The sequence below is a fragment of the Meridianimarinicoccus roseus genome (assembly GCF_003172915.1).
GTDB classification, from domain to species: Bacteria; Pseudomonadota; Alphaproteobacteria; order Rhodobacterales; family Rhodobacteraceae; genus Meridianimarinicoccus; species Meridianimarinicoccus roseus.
The window spans coordinates 148,374-171,203 of record NZ_QGKU01000026.1 but is presented as its reverse complement, the minus strand read 5'-3'; the positions used below and the strand labels follow the sequence as shown (position 1 = coordinate 171,203).

Annotated in this window: 20 protein-coding genes; 7 read left to right on the top strand and 13 right to left on the bottom strand. The window is 65.9% G+C overall.

Annotation, left to right across the window (positions count from 1 at the left end):
• Nucleotides 1–443: 443 nt before the first annotated feature.
• Nucleotides 444–911, bottom strand: a complete 468-nt coding sequence (locus DKT77_RS06705; protein WP_109810967.1) for a GatB/YqeY domain-containing protein — start codon at nucleotides 909–911, stop codon at nucleotides 444–446.
• Between the two features lie 156 nt (nucleotides 912–1,067).
• On the opposite strand from DKT77_RS06705, the gene carA reads away from it, so the two are divergent.
• Nucleotides 1,068–2,210: a glutamine-hydrolyzing carbamoyl-phosphate synthase small subunit gene (gene carA / locus DKT77_RS06700; RefSeq protein ID WP_420798298.1), complete on the top strand. Its 1,143-nt coding sequence runs from the start codon at nucleotides 1,068–1,070 to the stop codon at nucleotides 2,208–2,210.
• A 103-nt stretch (nucleotides 2,211–2,313) separates the two neighbouring features.
• Nucleotides 2,314–4,401, top strand: coding sequence for a glycosyltransferase (locus DKT77_RS06695; RefSeq protein ID WP_109810938.1), 2,088 nt, complete (start codon nucleotides 2,314–2,316; stop codon nucleotides 4,399–4,401).
• Here the strand turns inward: DKT77_RS06695 and DKT77_RS06690 are convergent.
• Nucleotides 4,333–4,995 carry a GntR family transcriptional regulator gene (locus DKT77_RS06690; RefSeq protein ID WP_109810937.1) on the bottom strand — a complete coding sequence of 221 codons (663 nt, stop codon included), beginning with the start codon at nucleotides 4,993–4,995 and terminating at the stop codon, nucleotides 4,333–4,335. The two genes, DKT77_RS06695 and DKT77_RS06690, sit on opposite strands and share 69 nt — an antisense overlap.
• 75 nt (nucleotides 4,996–5,070) lie before the next feature.
• Here DKT77_RS06690 and DKT77_RS06685 point away from each other — a divergent pair, with 75 nt between their 5' ends.
• From DKT77_RS06685 to DKT77_RS06675, 3 genes are all read left to right on the top strand, one after another.
• Nucleotides 5,071–5,727 (top strand): pyrimidine 5'-nucleotidase, encoded by a 657-nt coding sequence (locus DKT77_RS06685; protein WP_109810936.1) that lies wholly within the window; start codon nucleotides 5,071–5,073, stop codon nucleotides 5,725–5,727.
• Between the two features lie 56 nt (nucleotides 5,728–5,783).
• Nucleotides 5,784–6,005 carry a hypothetical protein gene (locus tag DKT77_RS06680; RefSeq protein ID WP_109810935.1) on the top strand — a complete coding sequence of 74 codons (222 nt, stop codon included), beginning with the start codon at nucleotides 5,784–5,786 and terminating at the stop codon, nucleotides 6,003–6,005.
• 78 nt (nucleotides 6,006–6,083) lie between these two features.
• Nucleotides 6,084–7,283 (top strand): UbiH/UbiF family hydroxylase, encoded by a 1,200-nt coding sequence (locus tag DKT77_RS06675; protein WP_109810934.1) that lies wholly within the window; start codon nucleotides 6,084–6,086, stop codon nucleotides 7,281–7,283.
• A gap of 15 nt (nucleotides 7,284–7,298) precedes the next feature.
• Here the strand turns inward: DKT77_RS06675 and DKT77_RS06670 are convergent, their stop codons facing one another.
• Complete coding sequence (locus tag DKT77_RS06670) at nucleotides 7,299–7,757, bottom strand: Lrp/AsnC family transcriptional regulator (RefSeq protein WP_109810933.1); 459 nt, start codon at nucleotides 7,755–7,757, stop codon at nucleotides 7,299–7,301.
• Nucleotides 7,754–8,212 carry an Lrp/AsnC family transcriptional regulator gene (locus DKT77_RS06665; RefSeq protein WP_109810966.1) on the bottom strand — a complete coding sequence of 153 codons (459 nt, stop codon included), beginning with the start codon at nucleotides 8,210–8,212 and terminating at the stop codon, nucleotides 7,754–7,756. Before DKT77_RS06665 ends, DKT77_RS06670 begins: the two co-directional genes overlap by 4 nt.
• A 135-nt stretch (nucleotides 8,213–8,347) precedes the next feature.
• On the opposite strand from DKT77_RS06665, the gene ilvC reads away from it, so the two are divergent.
• The gene (ilvC, locus tag DKT77_RS06660; protein WP_109810932.1) at nucleotides 8,348–9,370 is read left to right on the top strand and encodes a ketol-acid reductoisomerase; all 1,023 of its coding nucleotides are present in this window, start codon (nucleotides 8,348–8,350) and stop codon (nucleotides 9,368–9,370) included.
• 101 nt (nucleotides 9,371–9,471) lie between these two features.
• On the opposite strand, the gene glmM is transcribed toward ilvC, so the two are convergent.
• The 9 genes from glmM to DKT77_RS06615 all read right to left on the bottom strand — a co-directional run bounded on the left by glmM (nucleotide 9,472) and on the right by DKT77_RS06615 (nucleotide 21,704).
• A complete protein-coding gene (gene glmM / locus DKT77_RS06655) occupies nucleotides 9,472–10,833 on the bottom strand; it encodes a phosphoglucosamine mutase (RefSeq protein ID WP_109810931.1) in 1,362 nt (453 codons plus the stop codon).
• A 91-nt stretch (nucleotides 10,834–10,924) separates the two neighbouring features.
• Nucleotides 10,925–11,962: a dihydropteroate synthase gene (folP, locus tag DKT77_RS06650; protein ID WP_109810930.1), complete on the bottom strand. Its 1,038-nt coding sequence runs from the start codon at nucleotides 11,960–11,962 to the stop codon at nucleotides 10,925–10,927.
• Nucleotides 11,955–12,875 carry a dihydroneopterin aldolase gene (locus tag DKT77_RS06645; RefSeq protein WP_109810929.1) on the bottom strand — a complete coding sequence of 307 codons (921 nt, stop codon included), beginning with the start codon at nucleotides 12,873–12,875 and terminating at the stop codon, nucleotides 11,955–11,957. Before DKT77_RS06645 ends, folP begins: the two co-directional genes overlap by 8 nt.
• A 57-nt stretch (nucleotides 12,876–12,932) precedes the next feature.
• A complete protein-coding gene (locus DKT77_RS06640; RefSeq protein WP_109810928.1) occupies nucleotides 12,933–13,610 on the bottom strand; it encodes a cell wall hydrolase in 678 nt (225 codons plus the stop codon).
• Nucleotides 13,611–13,787: 177 nt separating this feature from the next.
• Nucleotides 13,788–16,340: a putative PEP-binding protein gene (locus tag DKT77_RS06635; RefSeq protein ID WP_109810927.1), complete on the bottom strand. Its 2,553-nt coding sequence runs from the start codon at nucleotides 16,338–16,340 to the stop codon at nucleotides 13,788–13,790.
• Nucleotides 16,341–16,392: 52 nt separating this feature from the next.
• A complete protein-coding gene (gene glyS / locus DKT77_RS06630) occupies nucleotides 16,393–18,663 on the bottom strand; it encodes a glycine--tRNA ligase subunit beta (protein ID WP_109810926.1) in 2,271 nt (756 codons plus the stop codon).
• Between the two features lie 4 nt (nucleotides 18,664–18,667).
• Nucleotides 18,668–19,189 (bottom strand): DUF6446 family protein, encoded by a 522-nt coding sequence (locus DKT77_RS06625; RefSeq protein ID WP_109810925.1) that lies wholly within the window; start codon nucleotides 19,187–19,189, stop codon nucleotides 18,668–18,670.
• Complete coding sequence (locus DKT77_RS06620) at nucleotides 19,189–20,115, bottom strand: glycine--tRNA ligase subunit alpha (RefSeq protein ID WP_109810924.1); 927 nt, start codon at nucleotides 20,113–20,115, stop codon at nucleotides 19,189–19,191. Before DKT77_RS06620 ends, DKT77_RS06625 begins: the two co-directional genes overlap by 1 nt.
• Before the next feature lie 143 nt (nucleotides 20,116–20,258).
• Entirely contained in the window at nucleotides 20,259–21,704 is a 1,446-nt protein-coding gene (locus DKT77_RS06615) for a TrkH family potassium uptake protein (protein WP_109810923.1), read from the bottom strand.
• Nucleotides 21,705–21,816: 112 nt separating this feature from the next.
• On the opposite strand from DKT77_RS06615, the gene DKT77_RS06610 reads away from it, so the two are divergent.
• Nucleotides 21,817–22,827 (top strand): zinc-binding metallopeptidase family protein, encoded by a 1,011-nt coding sequence (locus tag DKT77_RS06610; RefSeq protein WP_109810922.1) that lies wholly within the window; start codon nucleotides 21,817–21,819, stop codon nucleotides 22,825–22,827.
• Nucleotides 22,828–22,830 lie beyond the last annotated feature (3 nt).

Sequence of the window (22,830 nt, the reverse complement as noted above, 5' to 3'; positions counted from 1 at the left end):
CTGCCCATGCGTGGCGCGTGTGCGAGATCTCGGCGCCAGGTAGGGAGCGCGCCAAGGAACCCGCCCCTACTGTCAGGCGCACACCGCACCAAGCCTGGCACATGCACGGTGGTGTCGGTCGGCCCCGTTCAGCCTTGGCGAGAGTCCGCATGCAGGCCGTCGGCCGTTCGAACCTATGCCCACCGCTTCGCCCCGGTGTTGTTCCCACAAAAGCGCAGGTTGCATGAGGGCGCGGCACGGTTACGATTGGTGCGGCCAGACTCTTGGCCGCGGAACCCCGTTTCATCACCGCCCCCGCGACAGGCCGACGGTGATCCGGACTCCCGCTCTGCGCCGCTCGTCCTCGGCGGAGTGGTGGCCTGTCAGCCCCATGCCATTGGAGAATGCGTCGTCGTGCCCGACAGCGGGACATGACCAGCGCCGCGTTCTACCCGCAGCCCCGGTCAGCGCGCCAGATGATCGCGCACCTCGGGGCTGACGGTGGAAAAATCCATCCGGCCAGCGTGACGTTCCTTCAGCAGCCCCATCACCTTTCCGATATCGCGCAGCGACCCCGCGCCCGAATCCGCGATGGCTGCCTTGATCGCGGCGGCTTTCTCGTCGTCCGACAACTGGCGCGGCAAGAAATCCTCGATGATCTCGGCCTCGGCGCGTTCCTGCTCCGCCAGTTCAAGCCGCCCGGCTTCCTCGTAGGCGCGGGTGCTTTCCTGGCGCTGCCGGACCATCTTGCCAAGAATGCCGCGCACCTCGTCGTCGGTTATAGGTGACGGGACGCCCTCCTCGCAGCCACGCTTGGCTATTTCCAGATCGTTAATCGCGGCCGAGATCAGGCGCAACGTGCACAGGCGCGTGGAATCCCCGTCCTTCACCGCGGCTTTCAGGGCATGGGAGATCTTGTCACGAAGCAGCATCGCGGGCATTCCTCCAAGATGTGATTTCGCTCCTTAAGGAACAGGGACCCGGCTGGCAAGTGTCCGTGCAAGCGGCCCATCGCACGCGCTTGACCCCGGCGCGGCGCAGCCTTAGGGATCGGGCGATTTGTCCCCACGCAGCCCAGGATGCCCGCCATGATCGCCCAAGCCGCCCCGACCGCCTGCCTTGCTCTTGCCGACGGCACGCTGTTCTACGGCCGCGGCTTCGGGGCCACCGGCATCACCACGGCCGAGTTGTGCTTCAACACCGCGATGACCGGTTACCAGGAGATCATGACGGACCCGTCCTATGCCGGGCAGATCGTGACCTTCACCTTCCCGCATATCGGCAATGTAGGGGTGAATGCCGATGACGACGAAAGCGTGGACCCGGTGGCCGCCGGGATGATTGTGAAATGGGATCCGACCGAACCTTCGAACTGGCGCATGCAGGACAGGCTGGGAGACTGGCTGGCCAAGCGGGGGCGGATCGGCATGGGAGGGCTGGACACCCGCCGCCTGACCCGCGCGATCCGTCAGCAGGGGGCACCGCATGTGGCCCTTCAACACGCGCCCGACGGGCAGTTCGACCTTGCTGCACTGGTTGCTGCCGCGCGCGGTTTCGAAGGGCTGGTCGGTCGGGATCTTGCGCGCGACGTGACATGTGCCCAGTCCTATCGCTGGAACGAGACCCGTTGGGCCTGGCCGGACGGGCACGGCACCCGCAGCGGCGACGGCGCGCCGCGCGTCGTTGCGGTGGATTACGGGGCCAAGCGGAACATCCTGCGCTGCCTTGCCAGCGCGGGATGCGACGTGACTGTCCTGCCTGCCACCGCCACGGCCGAGGACGTGCTGGCCCATGAACCGCAGGGCGTGTTCCTGTCCAACGGTCCGGGCGATCCGGCGGCCACGGGCGCCTATGCGGTGCCGATGATCCGGGGCGTTCTGGCGCGCAATCTGCCGGTGTTCGGGATTTGTCTCGGCCACCAGATGCTTGCGCTGGCACTTGGCGCGCGAACGGTGAAGATGAACCACGGGCACCACGGGGCGAACCACCCGGTCAAGGACCTGGAGACAGGCAAAGTCGAGATAACGTCGATGAACCACGGCTTCACGGTGGACGGCCAGTCCCTGCCTGACGGCGTGTCGGCCACACACGTGTCGCTTTTCGACGGGTCGAACTGCGGCATCCGGATGGACGGGCGGCCGGTCTTCTCGGTGCAGCACCACCCGGAGGCAAGCCCCGGGCCGCAAGACAGCTTCTACCTGTTCGAACGCTTCCGCGCCGCGATGGCGTGACCCGCTGGATGCGGCTCTGCCACGCTCAAGCCGCACCACGGTAAACCCCTGTTAACCATAGTAGGGGCAGTCTGTCCGGACACGGATCCGGAACCGCCCCGTCATGGAACGTATACCCCTGTCGATCGCCGCCGCGGCGCGTGCCCCGGCCATCGCCCGCGCGAGTGCGCCGCGGCGGCGGCTGGGCGAGATCCTGACTGATGAGGGTCTCGTAACACGGCGTCAGCTTGACGCCTGCCTGAAACGCCAGCGCGGGATGCAGGCACGCCTTGGAGACGTGCTGCGAAGCGATATCGGGCTGAGCGAACAGGCGATCCTGGCCGCGCTCGAACGGCAGTGGGCGGCGCGGCGGCTTGATCTCGGGACCGACCCACCCGACGGAATGCTGGCGCACGAAGCCGGGCTGGACCAGTGCCTGCGAACACGCTGTCTGCCGTGGCGGCGTATCGGCGGGGCGACCGTCGTGGCCACCGTCTATCCCGATCGGTTCCATGTCCACCGGGCGCAACTCGAAGCGCGGTTCGGCACCGTGATGATGGCACTCATCACCGAAACGCAATTCGAAGAGGCGCTGATCCATACCTTCCCAGCCGAGATCCGGGCGCGCAGCGAACTGCACCTCGACCCGGCAGACAGTTGCCGTTCGTGGCCGGGCGCCCGTTTCCGCGACGCCGCGCTTGCCGGACTGGGGCTGCTGGGCTGCGCTGCGGTGCTGCACCCCGCAGCAACGCTCACCCTGGTCTTGGCACTCGCCCTTATCTCGCTGGCCGCGCTGACCTTGCTGAAGGCGATGTCTTGCTACACCGCGCTGATCCCCGATCGCGCAGCCGAAAAAGAAGCAGGGGTTCGCGCGGGACGCGTGGTGCCGCTGCACGCTCCGCCACGAGATGCCCGGCCGGTCGTATCGCTTCTCGTGCCGCTCTACCGTGAGGAGCGGATCGCAAGTCACCTGCTTCGGCGGCTGGCGCGGCTCAAGTACCCGCGCGCGCTGCTGGATATCTGTCTCGTGGTCGAATCAGACGACGGTGTCACTCGCGCCTGCCTTGCGGCAACCGCACTGCCGTCCACGACCCGCGTGATCGTCGTGCCCGGTGGCAGCGTTCGCACCAAGCCCCGCGCGATGAACTACGCGCTGGACCATTGCCGGGGCAGCATCGTCGGGGTCTACGACGCCGAGGACGAACCCGAACCCGACCAGATCGCACGGGTCGTCGCGCGCTTTGCCGCCAGCCCTGAAGATGTAGCCTGCCTGCAGGGGCGCCTGTCGTTCTACAACGCGCGGCAGAACTGGATGTCGCGCTGTTTCACCATCGACTACGCGATCTGGTTCGGAATGATCCTGCCCGGCGTCGCGCGAATGGACATGCCGATCCCGTTGGGCGGCACAACGCTGTTCTTCCGGCGCGAGCTTTTGGAAGCTCTGGGGCGCTGGGACGCGTTCAACGTGACCGAGGACGCCGATCTCGGCATCCGGCTGGCACGGCGCGGCTACCGCACCGAACTGATCGACACGACCACTCTGGAAGAGGCCACGTGCAGAGTGTGGCCTTGGGTCCGCCAGCGTTCGCGATGGCTCAAGGGCTATGCGATGACCTACGTGACGCACATGCGCGCGCCGCGCAGGCTGTGGCGCGACCTTGGGCCGCGCGGTTTCGCGGGCTTCCAGGTGATGTTCCTGGCAACGTTGCTGCAGGCCCTCACCGCACCCGTGCTCTGGAGCTGGTGGCTGGTCGCTTTCGGCCTGCCGCATCCGCTGGCGGGCGTGATCGGCTGGGCCGGGATCGTGGCGGTAACCGGGCTCCTGGTGCTGTCGGAGGCGGTGAACCTGACGCTCGCCGCGCTGGCGCTGCGGCGCACCGGGCGACGCTGGATGCTGCCTTGGGTGCTGACGCTGAACTTCTATTACATGCTTTCGACCATCGCCGCGCTAAAGGCCTTGGCCGAAATGCTTCACCGGCCGTTCTTCTGGGACAAGACCGATCACGGCATGACCGACCCCGATGGTGCTCCACCGGAGCTTGCCGAACAACCCGAGATCGGGATGGCCGCGCCGGGCCGCGCAGTCGGACCCGGCGCCTTGCCGGTAGATCGCAGCGCGGGGGCAACGGCCCGCTCGCCGCGGTCACTCTGCCGCGTCCACCTCTCCGAGATCCTTCGAATCGTGGCGCAGCCGGGTAACGAAGGCCTGTGAGATGTGCGTTTTGAGGGCCTCCTGCGCAGCCAGCCCGTTACGCTCGCGGATCGCGTCCACGATGGCGGCATGTTCCCGAAGCGCCGTTTCGCCGCGGCCTTCCACCGCCAGCGAAGTGGAGGCCAAAAGCGCCATGGAACGGTGGACAAGATCCAGTTGCTGCACCAGATATCGGTTATGGGATGCAAGATGGATCTGCTTGTGGAAGCGCCGGTTGGCCCGCGACAGCGCGGCCGGATCGTGCATCAGCGCGTGGTCGCTCCGCACCATGTCGCCCAGCACGCGGATCTCCTCGGCAGTGGCGTGCTGCGCGGCCAGCCGCGCGGCCAGTCCCTCAAGCTCGGCACGTACGACATAAAGCTCCGCCATCTGGTTGTGATCCAGCGAGGCCACGATCAGGCTGCGTCCGTCGCGCGCCAGCAGGCCCTGGGTTTCCAGCCGTTGCAGCGCCTCCCGGATCGGGGTGCGCGACACACCGAAGCGCTCGGCCAGGTCGGACTCGACCAGCCGGTCGCCGGGACGGTAGATGCCGACATCAATCGCTTCGAGGATCAACTCGTAGGCGTCCTTCTGACTGGGCCGGATGACTGACATGGCGCTCCTCCTAGCATACGACGGTATACTTCGCGCAGTCAGCAAGCAAGCGGATCCCATGCGCAAGGAGTTGCCATGCCCCAGCGACTGAGCCACCGCCGCGTCTGGGTGTTCGATCTCGACAACACGCTCTACCCTCCCGACAGCGAACTGTTCGACCAGATCAGCGACCGCATGAGCCAGTACATCATGCGCACGCTCAAGCTGGATGCCACTGCGGCCGACGCGCTTCGGCATGACTACTGGCGCCGCTACGGCACCACGCTGGCCGGCCTGATGGAAGTGCATGACGTGGACCCGGACCCGTACATGGTCGAGGTACATGACATCAGTTTCGACCGACTGGAGCCCGACCCGGCACTACGCGATGCCATCGCGTCGCTGCCCGGGCGCAAGATCGTCCATACGAACGGGTCCGCCCCCTATGCCGAGCGGGTGCTGGACGCGCGCGGGTTGAGCGGCGTGTTCGATGCCATCTACGGGGTCGAACACGCCGACTATCATCCCAAGCCACGCGCCGAAGCGTTTCACCGGATACTCGACCGGGATGGGACGCAGCCCGCTGGCGCGGTCATGTTCGAAGACGACACCCGCAACCTCGTCGTTCCGCATGAACTGGGGATGGGCACGGTGCATGTCGCGCCCGAACCCGATCCGCAGGACCATATCCATCACTACACCGACGATCTGCACGGGTTCCTGCGCACCGTTCTCGACGGCGACACCGACTGACCCGCCGCCCAGTCCCATATTTTCCGCACTCCAGAGCAACCCTGAAAGGAGCCCCGATGGCCCCCTCCGACCAGAACCATGACCATGAAGACCCCAGCGACGCCCCCGTTCTTTTCGGCTGGAATAGGTCCGAACTGTTGGCGCTCGCGCTCGCGCTCGGTGCGCTGGTGCTTTGGGGCCTGAGCATCGTGGTCTTTGGCTTCGCCGGGCTGATCGTGCCTGGTCTGATCCTGGTCCTGGGCGCCTTCGTGGCGCTGATATTCATCTCCCGCGGCTAGGCGGCGGGGCAGTTTGCCACCTCGCCCGGAGCGCGCCGCACGCTAGGTTGCTCGGCGTGAGACTGTTGAGGGAATGGTATGACTGACACGGATTACGACGTCGTCGTCGCCGGTGGTGGGCTGTCCGGCATGGCCGCCGCCGCTGCTTTCGGCCATGCCGGGATGCGCACGCTTTGCGTCGATCCGGTGCCGCCGGTAACTGATGACGCCGACCCGGATGCGGACCTGCGAACCACCGCGCTGCTACAACCCTCGCGCAGCTTTCTCGACAGGATCGGGCTGTGGGATCGCCTGGCGCCCCATGCCACCGGACTGGACACGATGCGCATTGTCGATGCGGGCGGGCCCACTCCCGCGCCGCGCCTGTCTCGCGATTTCAAATCCGACGACATTGGCACGCTGCCTTTCGGCTGGAACCTGCCTAACTGGCTTTTGCGCCGCGAATTCTCGGCCGACCTTGCTGGCCGGGAGCGGGTGACACACTCGGTCGGTGTGGGCATCGGCGACATGTTCACCCGCCAGTCCGAAGCCTGCCTGCGACTGACCGACGGCACCCGCATCCGCACGCGCCTTGTCGTGGCGGCGGACGGGCGCAATTCCACAGTGCGTCGGCTGGCACGCATCGGCGTGCGAACCACGCGCTATGCCCAGAAGGCGCTGGCCTTCGCGGTGACGCATGAAGCCCCGCACGGCAACATCTCGACCGAGATCCACCGCACCGGTGGCCCGTTCACGCTGGTTCCGCTGCCTGACAGGGACGGCCAGCCATGTTCCGCCGTCGTTTGGATGGAACGCGGACCCGAGGCGCAGCGCCTGATGAAGCTCGATCCGGCCGCCTTCAGCGCCGCCGCGACGGCGCGGTCGGGTGCGATCTATGGTCCTTTGACGCTGACCGGCCACCGCACGATCTGGCCGATCATCAGTCAGCTCGCTGACAGATTCCACGGTGAACGGGTGGCGCTGGTGGCGGAGGCCGCTCATGTCGTCCCGCCCATCGGGGCGCAGGGCCTGAACATGTCGCTGGCCGACATCGCGGCGCTGTCGCGGATGGCCGCCGATGCGGGCGATCCTGGCGACCGGGCGATGCTTGCGGCCTATGGCCGGGCACGGCGCCCGGATGTCGCGCTGCGCGTGGCCGGGATCGACCTGCTGAACCGCACCTCCATGCTTGTGCCGCGTCCTTTGCGCGACGCAAGACGGGGCGGGATCGCGGCGTTGCACGGGCTGGCCCCGCTGCGCCGCAGCCTGATGCAACTGGGTCTTGGCGCCGGGTCCTGAGCCCGCACCGGCGCGTCAGCCGATCGGGCCTGGCAGCCGTTCTTCGCTGAGAAGCACGTTCGCCTCCACCTCGCCGACAGCGGGCAGCGTCATGATCCGGCGCCGCAGCACCCGTTCGAAATCGGGCAGGTCGCGCGCCACAACGCGCAGCCGGTAGTCATAGCGCCCCAGCACGTGATGCACCTGCTGCACTTCGGGGATCGCGGTGATCGCGCGCTCGAAATCCTCAAGGCTGACGCGGCCACGCGCGGCCAGCTTGATCCCGAGGAACACGGTGACCCCGAAACCAAGCCGCGCCGCGTCCAGTTCCAGCTGCCGCCCGGCCAGCACGCCCGCGGCTTCGAGCCGCCTGATGCGCCGCCAGGCGGTCGGCTGGCTCAGGCCCAACCGTCGTGCCAGCGCACCGGCGCTTTGCCCGGCGTCCTGTGCCAGCGCCCGCAGCAGCGCACGGTCGGTGTCGTCGAGATCGATCAAAGCGGCAGGCTTTCGTCCTGCTTGATCGTGGCGACCTGCATCAGCGCCTCGATCTCGGCGATGTGCGGCAGAGTCAGGATCCGTGTCTTGTAGAGTTCCTGGTAGTGGTGCATGTCCCGCGCAATCACCGACAAACGCAGATCGACCCTGCCCAGAAACGTCTGAATCTCGATCACTTCGGGAATGTCGCGGGCCCGCGCGATCACCGTGTCGAAGGCGCTGGCCTGCGACTTGTCCAACGTAAGGCGCAGGGACACCTCCACACCGTAACCAAGCGCGCGCCAGTCGATCACTCCGCGCAGGCCCGTGATGATGCCCGCCGCCTGCATCCGCTCGAGCCTGCGCCATGCGCTTGCCCGCGTCATGCCTGCCCGTTCGGCCAGCGCCGCCGCCGACAGCGATGGATCAGCCTGATACTGTCGCAGCAGGCGCCTATCCTGATCGTCTACTTGCATGATTGTTCCTGATTTCAGCATCTACCGAATGATTATCTCATTTAATCGCAAGAAGACAGGCGTTTTCTTCACACATCCGCGCCGACCGCCCGTTATGCTGCGCCAACCATAACAATACCACCGGAAGGAAGACCGATGCGCGTTTATTACGACCGCGATTGCGACATCAACCTGATCAAGGACAAGAAAGTTGCCATCCTCGGCTACGGCAGCCAGGGTCATGCCCACGCGCTGAACCTGCGCGACAGCGGCGCCAAGAACCTTGTTGTCGCCCTGCGCGAAGGTTCCCCGTCAGCGAAAAAGGCCGAGGGCGAAGGTCTCAAGGTCATGGGAATCGCCGAAGCCGCTGCATGGTGCGACCTGATCATGTTCACGATGCCCGACGAACTTCAGGCCGAGACCTACCGCAAATACGTGCATGACAACCTGAAGGAAGGCTCCGCCATCGCCTTCGCCCACGGATTGAACGTGCATTTCGGCCTGATCGAGCCGAAGCCCGGCGTCGACGTGATCATGATGGCGCCGAAAGGCCCCGGCCACACCGTGCGCGGCGAATACACCAAGGGCGGCGGCGTGCCCTGCCTCGTCGCGGTAGAGAACGACGCGACCGGCAAGGCACTGGAGATCGGCCTGTCCTACTGCTCGGCCATCGGCGGTGGACGTTCGGGCATCATCGAAACAAACTTCCGCCAAGAATGCGAAACCGACCTCTTCGGCGAACAGGCCGTGCTGTGCGGCGGTCTGGTGGAGTTGATCCGCATGGGCTTCGAGACGCTGGTCGAGGCGGGCTACGAGCCCGAGATGGCCTATTTCGAATGTCTGCACGAAGTGAAGCTGATCGTGGACCTGATCTACGAGGGCGGCATCGCGAACATGAACTACTCGATCTCGAACACGGCAGAGTATGGCGAATACGTCAGCGGCCCGCGCATCCTGCCCTATGACGAGACCAAGAAGCGTATGAAAGACGTTCTGACCGACATCCAGACCGGCAAGTTCGTGCGTGACTTCATGCAGGAAAACGCCGTCGGTCAGCCGATGTTCAAGGCGACGCGTCGTCTGAATGACGAACACCAGATCGAACAGGTCGGCGAAAAGCTGCGCGGCATGATGCCATGGATTTCGGCCGGCAAGATGGTCGACAAGGCGAAGAACTGAGCAGAGGGTCGCCCTCATATACGTCGTGCCCCCGAAAAGCGGGGGCATAGAAACAGGAGGCCGGGTGCAGCGATGCGCCCGGCCTTGCCATTGCGGGACCGTTATTCGGCCGACTGAGGAACCGACGCCTCGACAGCGCGCACCACGTCCTGCACGACACGGTCCATCAGGCCCTCGTCCTCGGCTTCGGCCATCACACGGATCAGCGGTTCGGTGCCGGACTTGCGGATCAGAAGGCGCCCCTGCCCTTGCAACGCCGCTTCCGCTTCGGCGATGGCGGCCATGACGGCGGGCGCGGCAAGCGGGTTGGACCCGGCCGCATAGCGCACGTTGCGCAGAAGCTGCGGGCACGGATCAAAAACCTGAAGCAGGCTCGAGGCGGGCTGGTCCACCGTCACCATGGCAGCGAGGAACTGCAACGCCGCCATGATCCCGTCGCCGGTGGTGGCGTAGTCGGTCATCACGATGTGGCCGGACTGTTCGCCGCCAAGGTTGAACCCGCCCCGGCGCATGTCCTCCACCACGTAACGGTCACCCACCTTGCTGCGCAGAAGCACAAGCCCCTGTCCTTCAAGGAACCGCTCCAGCCCCAGATTGGACATGACCGTCGCAACCAGCGTGCCACCGACCAGACGGCCCTGTGCGGCCCATCGGGCGGCCAGAAGGCCCATCAGTTGGTCACCGTCGGTGATGCGCCCCTTTTCGTCGATCAGGATCACCCGGTCCGCATCGCCATCAAGGCAGATCCCCAGATCGGCGCCCTGCGCCACGACCGCCGCGGCAGCGGCCTGCGGTGCGGTCGATCCGACCCCGTCGTTGATGTTGCGCCCGTTCGGATCGACGCCCAGCGGGATGACCTCAGCCCCAAGTTCCCACAGGATCTCCGGCGCCGCCCGATAGGCCGCACCGTGGGCGCAGTCCACCACGATCTTAAGGCCCGACAGGCGAACGGATCGGGGAAAGGTCGTCTTGGCGTATTCGACATATCGCATCCGCCCCTCGTCCACGCGGCGGGCCCGACCGATATTCTCGGGACGAGTCGCTTCCACACCGCCAAGAGCGAGCGCTTCGATCTCTGTCTCGGCATCATCGGACAGCTTGAACCCGTCAGGGCCGAAGAACTTGATCCCGTTGTCGGTGCTTGGATTGTGGCTGGCCGAAATCATGATCCCCAGATCGGCACGCATGGAGGTCGTCAGGAAACCGACCGCCGGTGTCGGAACCGGCCCCAGAAGAAGCACGTTCATGCCGGTGCTGGTCAGCCCCGCGGTCAGCGCGTTCTCGATCATGTAGCCGGACTGGCGGGTGTCCTTGCCGATCACCACCCGGTGCCCGTTGGCCCCGTCACGCCGGAAATACCGCCCCGCCGCCGCACCGAGCTTCAGCGCCATCTCGGCGGTCATCGGGTAGCTGTTTGCCTGGCCGCGCACGCCGTCGGTGCCGAAAAGGGTTCGCTTGGTCATGTCATTTCGCCCCAATGCCTGTCTGTTCCGCCCACGCAGTTGCCCGTGCACCGGGCCCGACCACGCTTGCGGAGAAACGCGCCCGCGCCAATCACGGGGCCGCGCCTGGCGCGGCCAAAGCCATCTGCAGGCCAAGCGCCTGTCTTGTTTCGGCCACGTCATGCACACGCAGCACTTGTACCCCTTGTGCCACAGCATGCAGGCCCACGGCAATCGACCCCGGCATCCGCTCGGGCGGGGTTTCGCCGCCGCCGATCACGCCAATGAAACGTTTGCGCGACACGCCAAGCAGGATCTGGCAACCAAGCGCATGAAACACGGCAATGTCGCGCAACAACTGCAAGTTGTGGCCCACCGTCTTGCCGAAACCGATACCGGGGTCGAGGACGATCCTGTCGCGCGCGATGCCCTGCGCCTCGGCCGCCGCGACCCGCCCGGACAGCCAGTCAAACACGTCCAGCGTCACGTCGTCATAGCGCGGCGCGTCCTGCATGGTCTTGGGATCGCCCTGAGCATGCATCAAGCAGACCGGCGCGCCGGAGGCTGCCACCAGCAAGGCAAGCTGCGGATCGTACCCCAGCGCGGCCACGTCGTTGACCATCGCCGCCCCGGCGGCCAAAGCCGCTTGCGCCACATCCGCCTTGCGCGTGTCGATCGACACCGGGCCGATGCCCGCCGCATGCAAGGCCGCGATGACGGGAACGGTGCGATTGATTTCTTCCGCGGCGGGCACCGCGTCCGAACCGGGGCGCGTCGACTCGCCCCCTATGTCAAGAATGTCAGCCCCAGCCAGATGCAGCGCGCGGGCATGGGCGCAGGCTGTCGCCGGATCGAAAAACTGCCCGCCATCGGAAAAGCTGTCCGGCGTGACATTGACGATGCCCATCAAGGCGGGCCGGTCGCCGGGCAGACCCGGCAGCGGCGCGCGCGGCCGACACAACGCGTCCCGTTCCGCCGGGCTGAGCGAATCCGGCGATAGGGTTTCCGGAGCGGCACCGCGGCGCAGCAGATCGACTCTGCGGAACCATGCCCAGCCGCCCGCAAGCGGCAGGGCATCTGCCGGGCGCGGCCCGGTACGCACCTGCGGACGCAGCGGGCGCACCGGCGCGGCGATGCGATCCTCAGTCATGGGCGCGCAGGCTCAGATCGGTGCTGTCTGCGGGCGTGACGGCGCCCAGTGTGTCGATGCGCCTGATGCCAAGTCTGCGCGCCAGCCACGGCACCAGCGACGTCATGCAGACTGGTCCGGTCGGCGCTTCGTCGCGTGCATCGACGACCATCTTGCACGGCGCCCAGACTGACACCTGACCATTACGCAGCCCCCAATCCAGTTCGGTCCGGCTGTCCACCACCACGAAGCGCGGATCGCGCGCTGCAAGCCGCCACGCCGCCTGTTCGAAGGCAAGAAGGTCCACCCGGCGCTGCACCGGCGCGGGAAGATCCACCCCCGCCCGCGCACCCGGCGCATCGACGCACAGGATAAGCGGCCCGTCCGCAGCAAGCGCCAGCACCCAGTCCGCGAGATCGGACGCGGCAAGCCTGTCCCGTGCGATCAGTGCGATGCGCGCGGTGTCCGGAAGCGCGGCGGGCGCAGGATCGATCACCGCAGCGCGCGGGCGTTCGCGGGTGATGTCCACCCCCAGCGCTCCCGGCACCCGGTCAAGCTTCTCGATCACGATACGCAGCCGCGTCACGCCGACATGGGCCAACACCCGCGCGGCGATGCCTTCAGCCAAGGTTTCAAGCAGATTAATACGGCGATCCCCGATTTCCTCCCGAATCGAGTCGAGAAGGACGTCGTAGCTCAGGATCGTATCCACGTCGTCGCGCGGCCCGTGAGGCGACACTGGCTGGCGCTGTGCAGGCAACAGATCAGCCACAAGCGTGAAGGCAATGCGCTGCGTGATGCCGCGTTCGGCCTGGAAGGCGCCGATTTCAGCTTCGACCACGTGGTCGCGCAGAAAGATCCGGTCGGGGGTGACCTGCCGGTCGTCGGTGTCAGGCAGGGCGTGCTGCGCCGTCAGGGCGGTCGGTCTGGTCAAGGCAGGTCAGCTCCGGTGTCACGGGTCGGGACGTTTCGGGCAGACCTAAACCAGTTTTCAGCGCTGCACCACCTGCGTGGGCTGGCGATAGAACCGATGTACGCCGATCGTGGCCGTGCGCGGGAACTTGCGGGCCCAGGACGGACTGACATTGGTCGTATGATAATGCGTCGCACCATCGGTCAGCGGCTCCGCGACGCCCTGCAGGCTGACATAGGCCACCTTGCGAACCTGTTCGAACGCCGCTGCCTCGCGGATCGTTTCGGGATGCCCGTCGCAAGTATATGTGAACTGGCACTGGTACTTGCGCCCTGTTCCCTGGTTGATCACGTCGCAGACCGTGTCGGGATAGGACGACGACGCCACCCGGTTCAGAATCACTTCGGCCACGGCGAACTGGCCTTTCACGCTTTCACCGCGCGCTTCGAAATACAGAGCCTCGGCCAGGCACTGAAGGCTCTCGTCCTTGATCTTGCCGGGCAGGTTCAACCCGGCGAGCCACTGGCGCGAGAAGGTGACCTGGGCGATTTCGCCGGGTGCGACCGACGGCGCAACGAAGCTGCGAAGCTGGTCCCGGTCGATACCCGAGATCGCCGTCTTTTCCTGACCGAACAGCGCGCTCAACTGGCTGCCAAGCCCGGCGCTGGGGTCGTTCGAGGAGCTGACCGTCGCGCCCGCCGTCGCGGCTCCGGCAGACAGCGCGACCGCACATATGCAAAAGTATGCCACTCGCATGACAGAATGTAGGGACACGTCGTTCACCAAAGTAGCTCTTGTTCCGTTCGGGTCTTACCCGTGTGCAAAGCCACTTGGCAAATTCACGCCTGCCGCAGGGTCGCCTGAGCGTTAACCTGACGCGAAATCATGGTGAAGATTTGAACCAAATCCTTTTCGCAACAGGGGCTTGGTCGATCAAGTTGGATCGGCGGAATTCAGCGCAATCTGCGCCGCCGCAAGCCGCGCCAGTGGCACGCGGTAGGGCGAGCACGACACGTAGTCGAAGCCGGCATCGCGGCAGAAGGCGATGGATTCGCTGTTGCCGCCATGTTCACCGCAGATCGACAGCACCACGTCCGGCCGCACCTTGCGGCCACGCTCGGCGCCCAGCACCAGAAGTTCACCCACGCCCTCGCGGTCGAGCGTGTGGAACGGATCCTCGGGGAACACGCCCTGACGCACGTAGCTGGCCATGAACCGGCCCGCGTCGTCGCGCGACAGGCCATAGGTCATCTGCGTCAGATCATTGGTTCCGAAGCTCAGGAAGTGACAGAAACGCACGATGTCGGCGGCGCGCAGCGCGGCGCGCGGTGTTTCCACCATCACGCCGATCCGGTAGGTAAGCGTCTCGCCCCGCTCGGCCTGCACGGCATGGGCCACCGCCTCGATCCGGGTGGTCACGATCTCGACCTCGCGGCAGGCGGATACCAGCGGGATCATGATTTCCGGCACAACGGGCTTGTCGCCCCCGGCAGACGCATCCAGCGCCGCCTCGAAGATCGCGCGCGCCTGCATGTCGTAGATCTCGGGCACCGTCAGGCCAAGCCGGACCCCGCGCATGCCCAGCATCGGATTGTATTCGCGAAGGCTGTCGATGCGTCGCTGCACGTCGCTGAACGGCCGGTTCAGCGCCTCGGCAAGGTCGAGCGTGCCCTGCCTGTCATGGGGTAGGAACTCGTGCAGCGGCGGATCGAAAAGGCGGATGCAGACCGGCTTGCCGGCCATGATGCGGAAGATCTGCGTGAAATCTGCGCGCTGCATCGGAAGAAGCTGCGCCAGCGCATCGGCGCGATCCTCGGGCAGGTCAGCGAAGATCAGCTCGCGCATGGCGGTCAGACGGTCCTCGGCGAAGAACATGTGCTCTGTCCGGCAAAGGCCGATCCCCTCGGCGGCAAACCGGCTGGCAAGCTGCGCGTCCTCTGGCGTGTCAGCGTTGACGCGAATGCCGATGTCGCGCACCTCGTCCGCCCAGCCAAGGAACGTCTCGAACGCCTCGTCCAGCGCGGGTTCCAGCATCGGCACCACCCCCGCCAGGATCTCTCCAGACGTGCCGTCGATCGTCACGAGATCGCCCTCGCGCAGAACCTGGCCAGACGCCGTGCGCATCACGCGGGCTTTCTTGTCGATGGACAACTCGGAAGCACCGACCACGCAGGGCACGCCAAGACCGCGCGCGATCACCGCGGCATGGCTCGTGATCCCCCCGCGTTCGGTCAGCACTCCACGGGCGGCATGCATCCCGCGCACGTCCTCGGGGCTGGTTTCGCGTTTCACGAGGATGCAGGGTTCGTCCTGCGCGGCCATCGCCTGCGCCACGGTGGACGAAAATACCAGCTTGCCCGCCGCCGCACCGGGGCTGGCCGCGATGCCGCGTACAATGCGGGTGCGCGGGGTGGCCGGGTCGATCTGCGGGTGCAGCACCTCGTTCAGCGCACGCGGAGGCACACGCAACAGCGCTTCGGACCGGGTGATCACGTCGTCCTGTGCCAGCGCCACCACCACCTGAACCGACGCGCGCGCACTGCGCGGCACGATCACGGCATCAATGATGGCAAGGCGTCCCGCCGCAATGGTGAATTCCAGCTGCATCTCGTCGCGCAGACGGCTGCGGCACGCCTCGCCATGCGCGATCAACTCATCGAACAGGTCCGGGCACAACTCCTCCAGCGATGCGCCACGGCTGTCGCGCGTCAGAAAGAGCGCGCGCTCGCGCTGGGTGACCGCGTCGCGCCCCTGGCTCTGGCTCATGTAACGCCCGGTGATCTGCGGCTTGCCGCTCACCGGGTCGATGAACTGGATGATGCCCGCTCCACTTTCGACCGCGCCAACGCCAAGGGCCATTTCCTGCACCACAAGCCCAAGCCCCGCATCGGCGGGCGCGCCGCGGGCCTGGCGCAGAAGGCGAGTGGACGTGCTTTGCCAGGCGCGCGCCATCGACCGCAAAACGCCTGCAAGCTGCTCTTCCGGGTCTTGCGGAAAATGGCTCTCTGTCTCGGCCTCGTAGGCGCGCAGCGCGGCGGCGACGGCGGCATGGCCCTCCTCCTCACCGGGATCGAACAGCGCCGCATCAAGGTGAGCCGCGCGCACCGCGTAGGTCTGGATGAACCTGAGGTAAAGCGCGCTCGCCGCCGTCTCGCCGAGCGTCTCGCAGAACTCCGCATAGCGCGCATCGTTCATGCCGATGTTCAGTACCGCATTCGGCCCGCCCCAGGCCGGGTCCTGGCTGCTGGAACGCACCGAAACCAGCGGGGCGGCGCCGAAGCCAGCCAGAAGGCGCGCAACATCGGGCATCCGCCCGCCCGCGATCGCCTGCACCGTCTCGAAGGACAGTGCGACGGTGCGCGGCACCGGAAGGCCCATTCGGATCAGCCGTTGCAGGCACTTGGCCCGGAACCCGTGCTGGTTCCGGCTGATCGGCGCGGTGGGCGTGACCGCCGTGTATTCCTTGAAGGTGACGAGCTTCTGCATGGCGCGACGTTAACCGGCCAGGGGCAAGCTGAAAAGGGCGCTTCGCGTCCGTTCAGCCCGCTAGCCGGGTCAGGTCGGCGACCTGCAGACAGGTGGCGCGGATCAGGTGCAGCAGGTTCAGCCGGTTGCGCCGCACGATCTGGCTCTGCGCGTTGACCTGCACCGCCTCGAAGAACCCGTCTATGGGCTGGCGGAGGGAGGCCATGCCCCGCATGGCCGACGCGAAATCCTCGGCCTCGATGGCCGAGGAGATCGCGGCGCCCTCGCGCTCGAGCGCGGCGAAGAGCGCGCGTTCCTCGTCGGTTTCCGCAAGCTTGGCGTCGGGACCGAAGGAATACTCCACCCCGTCCGCCTCTTCGGCCTGCGTCAGGATGTTGTTGGCACGCTTGAACCCCTGGATCAGGTTTTCACCGGCCTCGGTCTTCAGGAATGCCGCCAGCGCCTCGGCCCGCTTGACCAGCAGCGTGAGGTCGTCGGCGCCCGGCATGGCAAGGCAGGCGTCAATCACGTCATGGGGAACGCCCTTGTCGCGCAAGAAAATCTTTAAACGGTCATGGAGAAACGAGATGAGTTCGACCGGAAGAGTCTTAAGGTTCTGAAGAGCGCTGGTTACTTCATTAACAGTATTGCGGGCGTCTATTTCTAGCTCTCTTACTGCGCTCTCGGCGGCCGAAATAGCAGTCATATTTCGGTTTGTGGTAGCGCGTGCCTTGGCAAGGTATTTTCGCGCCGCGTTCAAAGCATCAGCTTGCTCATCTGCTTTGTGCTTGTTCGAAACAATATCTAGGACAACGAAATCAGATTGCTTTCCTGTCACATCCTTGAGGCTAATTCGCACTCCATTATCCAGCACCAGCCGGATCACCCCCAGCGCGGCGCGGCGGAGGGCGAAGGGGTCCTTGCTCCCGGTCGGCTTCTCGTCGATCGCCCAGAACCCGGTCAGCATGTCGATCTTGTCGGCCAGCGCCACGGCGACCGACACAGGCGCGGTCGGCACCGCATCGGACGGGCCCAGCGGCGCGTAATGCTCCTGCGCCGCCGCCGCCACATCCTCGGCCGACGCGCCAGCCATCGCAGCGTAATACCGACCCATCACGCCCTGAAGTTCAGGGAACTCATAGACCATCTCGGACGCCAGATCAGCCTTGGCCAGCTTCGCCGCCTGCTCGGCCGCGTCCGCATCGGCACCGACCACCGGCGCAAGCTCCCGCGCCAATGCCGCGATGCGTGCGATCCGGTCCGCCTGCGATCCCAGCTTGGCGTGGAACGTCACGTTCTCGAGCGTCTCCAGCCACGCGCCCATCCCGGACTCCGCGATGCGGCGGTCGTTCTCCCAGAAGAACCGCGCATCCGACAGCCGCGCCGACAGGACCTTGCGGTTGCCCGCAAGGATCGTCGCGCCGTCATCCGCCGTCTCGCGGTTCGCGACGGTCACGAAATGCGTGATCTGCCCACCCTCGGCCGCATTGCGCACCGAGAAGAACTTCTGGTGCTCCTTCATGGAGGTCTTGAGCACTTCCGGGGGCAGCCCCCGGAACGCAGCGTCGATCTCTCCCATCAGCACCACGGGCCATTCCACCAGACCAGCGACCTCAGCCAGCAGGCCTTGGTCCTCGACCAGTTCCAGCCCCTGCGCAAAGGCCGCGTTGCCCGCATCGTGCCAGATCTGCCCGGCGCGCTCCTCCGGGTCGAGCAACACATTGGCACGCTTCAACTTCGCCGCGTAGTCCTCGAAAGAGGCGACGGAAAACGGCTCCGGCGCCATGAATCGATGGCCGCGGGTGACTGCTCCTGCGACGATTCCCCCGACCTCGAGCGGGACCACCTCGGCCCCGGCCTCGTCGCTTAGGATGCACAGGATCGAATGCAGCGGGCGCACCCAGCGCAGATCCCCCGCGCCCCAGCGCATGGATTTCGGCCAAGGGAAGTTGCGGATCGCGGCCTCCAGCACCTCGGCGACGATCTGCGCGGCGGGCCGTCCCTCGCGCGTCAGTATAGCGAAATAAACCTGCCCCTTCTTGTCGTCCCGCACCTCCAGGTCGCCGCGCGAAACGCCCACCGACTTGCAGAACCCCTCGATCGCCTTGTCCGGGGCATCGACCCGCGGCCCCTTGCGTTCCTCACGGGTGGTTGGGCTTTGCGCGGTCAGCCCCTGCACCGTCAGTGCTAGCCTGCGCGGCGTGGCGAAGGCGCGCGCGCCGGCATATGTCAGACCGGCCTCGACCACGCCGTCGGTCACCAGCCTTTGCAGGTCCGCCGCCGCCCGCGCCTGCATCCGCGCGGGAATTTCCTCGGAAAAGAGTTCGATCAGAAGGTCGGGCATGGGGTCAGTCGCTTTCGGGTGGTGGGGGACAGCCATCGGGGACGGGCTGGCCGTCGAAGACCACCTCGCCGCAGCTGTTGATCTGGTGCCAGGCAAAGCCGCGCCCATCCGGCAGCACGGCGATGACGCGGTCGATGCCATAGGTGATGTCGGACGTGCCGAGGAATGCAAGCGCGGCGCCGCTTTCCAGGGCGGTGCCGATCTCCTCGGCATCGAAGCAATCGAACCAGCCCGGCGCGGTCAGCGGTTCGGCGTCGGGATAGGCGCGGAAGTTTTCGGCCAGCACTTCGGGCGGGACATCGCTGCGAAAGCAGGCCCGGAAGCGGATCGGGCTGCTGTCCGCATCGATGGCGCTGATGTCGCGCGCGCCGATCGCTTCAGGCGCACCGGCCGCGCGCGGCGTCAGGCGGATCACTGCCTCGCGTGCGCTGACGTCCTCGTAGAACGCGTAGACCTGCAGGTAGTACATGCCCGCCCCGGCAACCAAAGCGGTCACAACGATGAAGGCCGCAAGGATCTTGCCCATCAGGCCGCGGCCCCGGCCGCGCCGGTCTGCACGAAGGCGTCGGCGCAGGCCTTGGCCAACGCGCGCACGCGCCCGATATAGGCCTGCCGTTCCGTGACCGAGATCACGCCCCGCGCGTCCAGAAGGTTGAACAGGTGCGACGCCTTGATGCACTGATCATAGGCGGGCTGCGCCATCACGATCCGCTTGCCGGTCTTGGGGTCGTCCTGCGGCTCTGCGAGGATGGAAAGGCATTGCTTCTCGGCGTCCTTGAACTGCGCCAGCAGCGTCTCGGTGCAAGCCACGTCGAAATTGTAGCGCGAGTATTCCTCTTCGGCCTGCCGGAACACGTCGCCATAGGTGAGCGGGATCGGCGCGGCGGGGCTGTTGAACGGCATGTCCATCACGTGATCGATGCCCAGCACGTACATCGCCAGCCGTTCGAGACCATAGGTCAGCTCGCCCGACACGGGACGACATTCATGCCCGCCGACCTGCTGGAAGTAGGTGAACTGCGAGACTTCCATGCCATCGCACCAGACCTCCCAGCCGAGCCCCCAGGCGCCCAGCGTCGGGCTTTCCCAGTCGTCCTCAACGAAGCGGATGTCATGCAGATCCATGTCGATGCCGATGGCTTCGAGACTGCCGAGATACAGGTCCTGAAGGTCGGGCGGACTGGGTTTGATAAGCACCTGGAACTGGTAGTAGTGCTGCAGCCGGTTCGGGTTCTCGCCATAGCGTCCGTCGGTGGGCCGCCGCGAGGGTTGTACGTAGGCGGCCGTCCAGGGTCGGCTTCCGAGGCTGCGCAGCGTGGTGCCGGGATGGAAGGTGCCCGCCCCCACTTCCATGTCATAGGGTTGCAGCACCGCGCAGCCCTTCGCCGCCCAGTAAGTCTGAAGCCGCAGGATGATGTCCTGGAAGCTGTCGGGGCGGGTCGGTGCGGGCATCGGGCTCTCCGGCTTGGTAGTCGCGGCTTGCATAGGCAAGCGCGCGGGCGGGGTCAATCGGCCCGGCCCGCTGCCGGGCACAACCGCCCCCGGCCTGACCGGGAGCAACGCCAAGTCCCGCCAGGGAGCGGCTGCAGAACAGGTCAGTCGCGCCAGAAATCCGGTGTCAGGATCACCAGTACCGCAAGCAATTCCAGCCGCCCCAGCAACATCGCGGCGCACAAAAGCCATTTCGCGGTATCGTTCAGGGTGGCAAAATTGCCGGTCGGCCCGATGATCGGCCCGAGGCCCGGCCCGATATTGGCGATCGCCGTCGCCGCCCCCGACACCGAGGTCAGCACGTCGAGCCCAGTCAGCCCCAACGCGACCGAGAACAGCCCCAGAAGCAGGATGAAGGTCACGAAGAACACCATCACGGACGACAGCACAGCGTCCGACACCGGCCGGCCGTCATAGCGCGGCACGAAGATCGCGTTGGGCGAATGGATGCGTCGGATCTGCGCCCGCAGCGATGCGAACAAAAGCTGATAGCGGAACACCTTGATCGAACAGGCCGTCGATCCTGCGCACCCGCCGATCAGGCCGGTGAAAAAGATCACCGCAACCGGGAAGGCGCCCCAGCCGCCGTAGTCGGCGCTGGCATAGCCCGTTCCCGTAATCACCGAAACCGAGTTGAACAACGCCTCTCGGAACGACAGCTCGCTCATGCCGTCGGCCTTCCACAGGTACAGCGTCAGCGCCAGCGTCACGATGCCGATGATCACAAGGAAGGTGCGGATCTGCCTGTCGCGCAGCAACGGCCCGGTATGGCCGCCGACGATCTGCACGTAACGCACGAACGGCAGTGCAGCGAGGACCATGAACAGCGTGCACACATAGTGCAGCGCAGCGTCGAACCGCCCGAAAGATGCATCGTAATTGGAAAAACCACCCGTGGACACGGTCGTCATCGCATGCACCAGCGCGTCGAACCCAGCCATCCCCAGCGCCGCGTAAAGCATCGCACAGCCCACTGTCAACGCAAGGTAGATCACAGATATCTGCGCCGCGATCGCCCGCGCACGTGGCAGGATCTTGCCGTCCGTCTCGAACCCTTCGGATTTGAAGATCTGCATGCCGCCGACGCCCAGTTCAGGCAGGAAAACCATCGCCACGACGATGATGCCGACCCCGCCGAACCATTGCAGCATCCCGCGCCACAGCAGCACGCCCTCCGACATTCCGTCGAGCCCGCTCAGAACGGTGGACCCGGTGGTGGTCAGCCCGGACATCGCCTCGAAAAAGGCATCGACGAAATCCGCATCCGTCTCGCCGATCCAGAAGGGCAGCGCGCCGAACACTGGCAACACCACCCACACACCCGAGGTCAGGAGGAAGATTTGCTGCAGCGAGAGCTTCTCGCGCGTGCTGTTGGCGCAGGAAATCGCCATCGCGCCGCCGATCCCGATGCTGATCGCCGCACTTTCCACGAACGCGACCCAGTTGCCGTTGCCCTGCCGCAGGTCGATGATCACCGGCACGATCATGGTCGTGCCCAGCACTGCGACGAGAAAACCGATCACATATCCCACGGGCCTGAAATCAATCATGGCAAAGCCATGGGCACGGCGCGGGGCGGTGTCAAGCGCGGCCTGCCCTTGCGTTCCCGCCCGTCTGTGCGATGCAGGAACAACCCGAGTCCTTTCCCGCGAAAGCTGTCCGATGAAACGTTTCTCCTGCCCCGTGTGCCGCAAGGAAGTCCATTTCGACAATTCCGTGTGCCTGTCCTGCGAGGCGGCGCTGGCCTTTGACAGCGATGCTATCCGCTTCGCCGCGCTTTCGCGCGATACGCAGTCGCCGCGCCCCTGTGCCAACCGGGACGTTGCGGGCTGTAACTGGCTGGCGCGGGACGGTACGAAGTTCTGCCCAGCCTGCATGCACAACCGGACCATTCCCGACACATCCGATCCCGGCAAAGTGGCGAACTGGCGGGCCATCGAACAGGCCAAGCGGTATCTCTTCTATTCCCTGCTGCGCTGGGGCCTGCCCCATCCGCTGCGCAGCGACGAGGTGCCGGACGGTCTCGCATTCGACTTCCTGGCAGACAGCGCTGCGCCCGACGCCCCTTCGGTGCTGACCGGCCATGCCGACGGGCTTGTGACGCTGAACATCGCCGAAGGCGACGATGCCGAACGCGAGGCGCGGCGGACCGCGATGGGTGAACCCTATCGTACGCTCATCGGTCACATGCGCCACGAGGTCGGCCATTATTACTGGCAGGTGCTCGTGCGCGATGCCGGGCGGCTGGACTCGTTCCGCGACCTGTTCGGGGATGACCGGCAGGATTATGGCGAAGCGCTCAAGCGGCACTACGCGCAGGGGCCGCGACCGGACTGGCGCGACAGCTTCATCAGCAGCTACGCCTCCGCCCACCCCTGGGAGGATTTTGCCGAGACCTGGGCGCACTACATCCACATCGTGGACAGTTCGGAAACCGCCCACGCCTTCGGGATGTCGCTCCGCGACCGCACCGGCGGCGATGTCGAGATGGATACCGACCCGTACCGACGGGGCACACTGGCCGAAACCTTGGAGGACTGGGTGCCGCTGACAGTCGCAATGAATGCGATCAACCGCTCCATGGGGCAGCCAGACCTATATCCGTTCGTGTTGTCCGATGCTGTGGAACGGAAGCTAGGATTCATCCATGACTTGATACACGCGGGCCGGTAGGCT

Coding starts and splice junctions, on each gene's coding strand:
- DKT77_RS06705 (WP_109810967.1), bottom strand. CDS start 911: ATGCTGCTTCGTGACAAGATCTCCCATGCCCTGAAAGCCGCGGTGAAG.
- carA (WP_420798298.1), top strand. CDS start 1,068: ATGATCGCCCAAGCCGCCCCGACCGCCTGCCTTGCTCTTGCCGACGGC.
- DKT77_RS06695 (WP_109810938.1), top strand. CDS start 2,314: ATGGAACGTATACCCCTGTCGATCGCCGCCGCGGCGCGTGCCCCGGCC.
- DKT77_RS06690 (WP_109810937.1), bottom strand. CDS start 4,995: ATGTCAGTCATCCGGCCCAGTCAGAAGGACGCCTACGAGTTGATCCTC.
- DKT77_RS06685 (WP_109810936.1), top strand. CDS start 5,071: ATGCCCCAGCGACTGAGCCACCGCCGCGTCTGGGTGTTCGATCTCGAC.
- DKT77_RS06680 (WP_109810935.1), top strand. CDS start 5,784: ATGGCCCCCTCCGACCAGAACCATGACCATGAAGACCCCAGCGACGCC.
- DKT77_RS06675 (WP_109810934.1), top strand. CDS start 6,084: ATGACTGACACGGATTACGACGTCGTCGTCGCCGGTGGTGGGCTGTCC.
- DKT77_RS06665 (WP_109810966.1), bottom strand. CDS start 8,212: ATGCAAGTAGACGATCAGGATAGGCGCCTGCTGCGACAGTATCAGGCT.
- ilvC (WP_109810932.1), top strand. CDS start 8,348: ATGCGCGTTTATTACGACCGCGATTGCGACATCAACCTGATCAAGGAC.
- glmM (WP_109810931.1), bottom strand. CDS start 10,833: ATGACCAAGCGAACCCTTTTCGGCACCGACGGCGTGCGCGGCCAGGCA.
- folP (WP_109810930.1), bottom strand. CDS start 11,962: ATGACTGAGGATCGCATCGCCGCGCCGGTGCGCCCGCTGCGTCCGCAG.
- DKT77_RS06640 (WP_109810928.1), bottom strand. CDS start 13,610: ATGCGAGTGGCATACTTTTGCATATGTGCGGTCGCGCTGTCTGCCGGA.
- DKT77_RS06635 (WP_109810927.1), bottom strand. CDS start 16,340: ATGCAGAAGCTCGTCACCTTCAAGGAATACACGGCGGTCACGCCCACC.
- glyS (WP_109810926.1), bottom strand. CDS start 18,663: ATGCCCGACCTTCTGATCGAACTCTTTTCCGAGGAAATTCCCGCGCGG.
- DKT77_RS06625 (WP_109810925.1), bottom strand. CDS start 19,189: ATGGGCAAGATCCTTGCGGCCTTCATCGTTGTGACCGCTTTGGTTGCC.
- DKT77_RS06620 (WP_109810924.1), bottom strand. CDS start 20,115: ATGCCCGCACCGACCCGCCCCGACAGCTTCCAGGACATCATCCTGCGG.
- DKT77_RS06615 (WP_109810923.1), bottom strand. CDS start 21,704: ATGATTGATTTCAGGCCCGTGGGATATGTGATCGGTTTTCTCGTCGCA.
- DKT77_RS06610 (WP_109810922.1), top strand. CDS start 21,817: ATGAAACGTTTCTCCTGCCCCGTGTGCCGCAAGGAAGTCCATTTCGAC.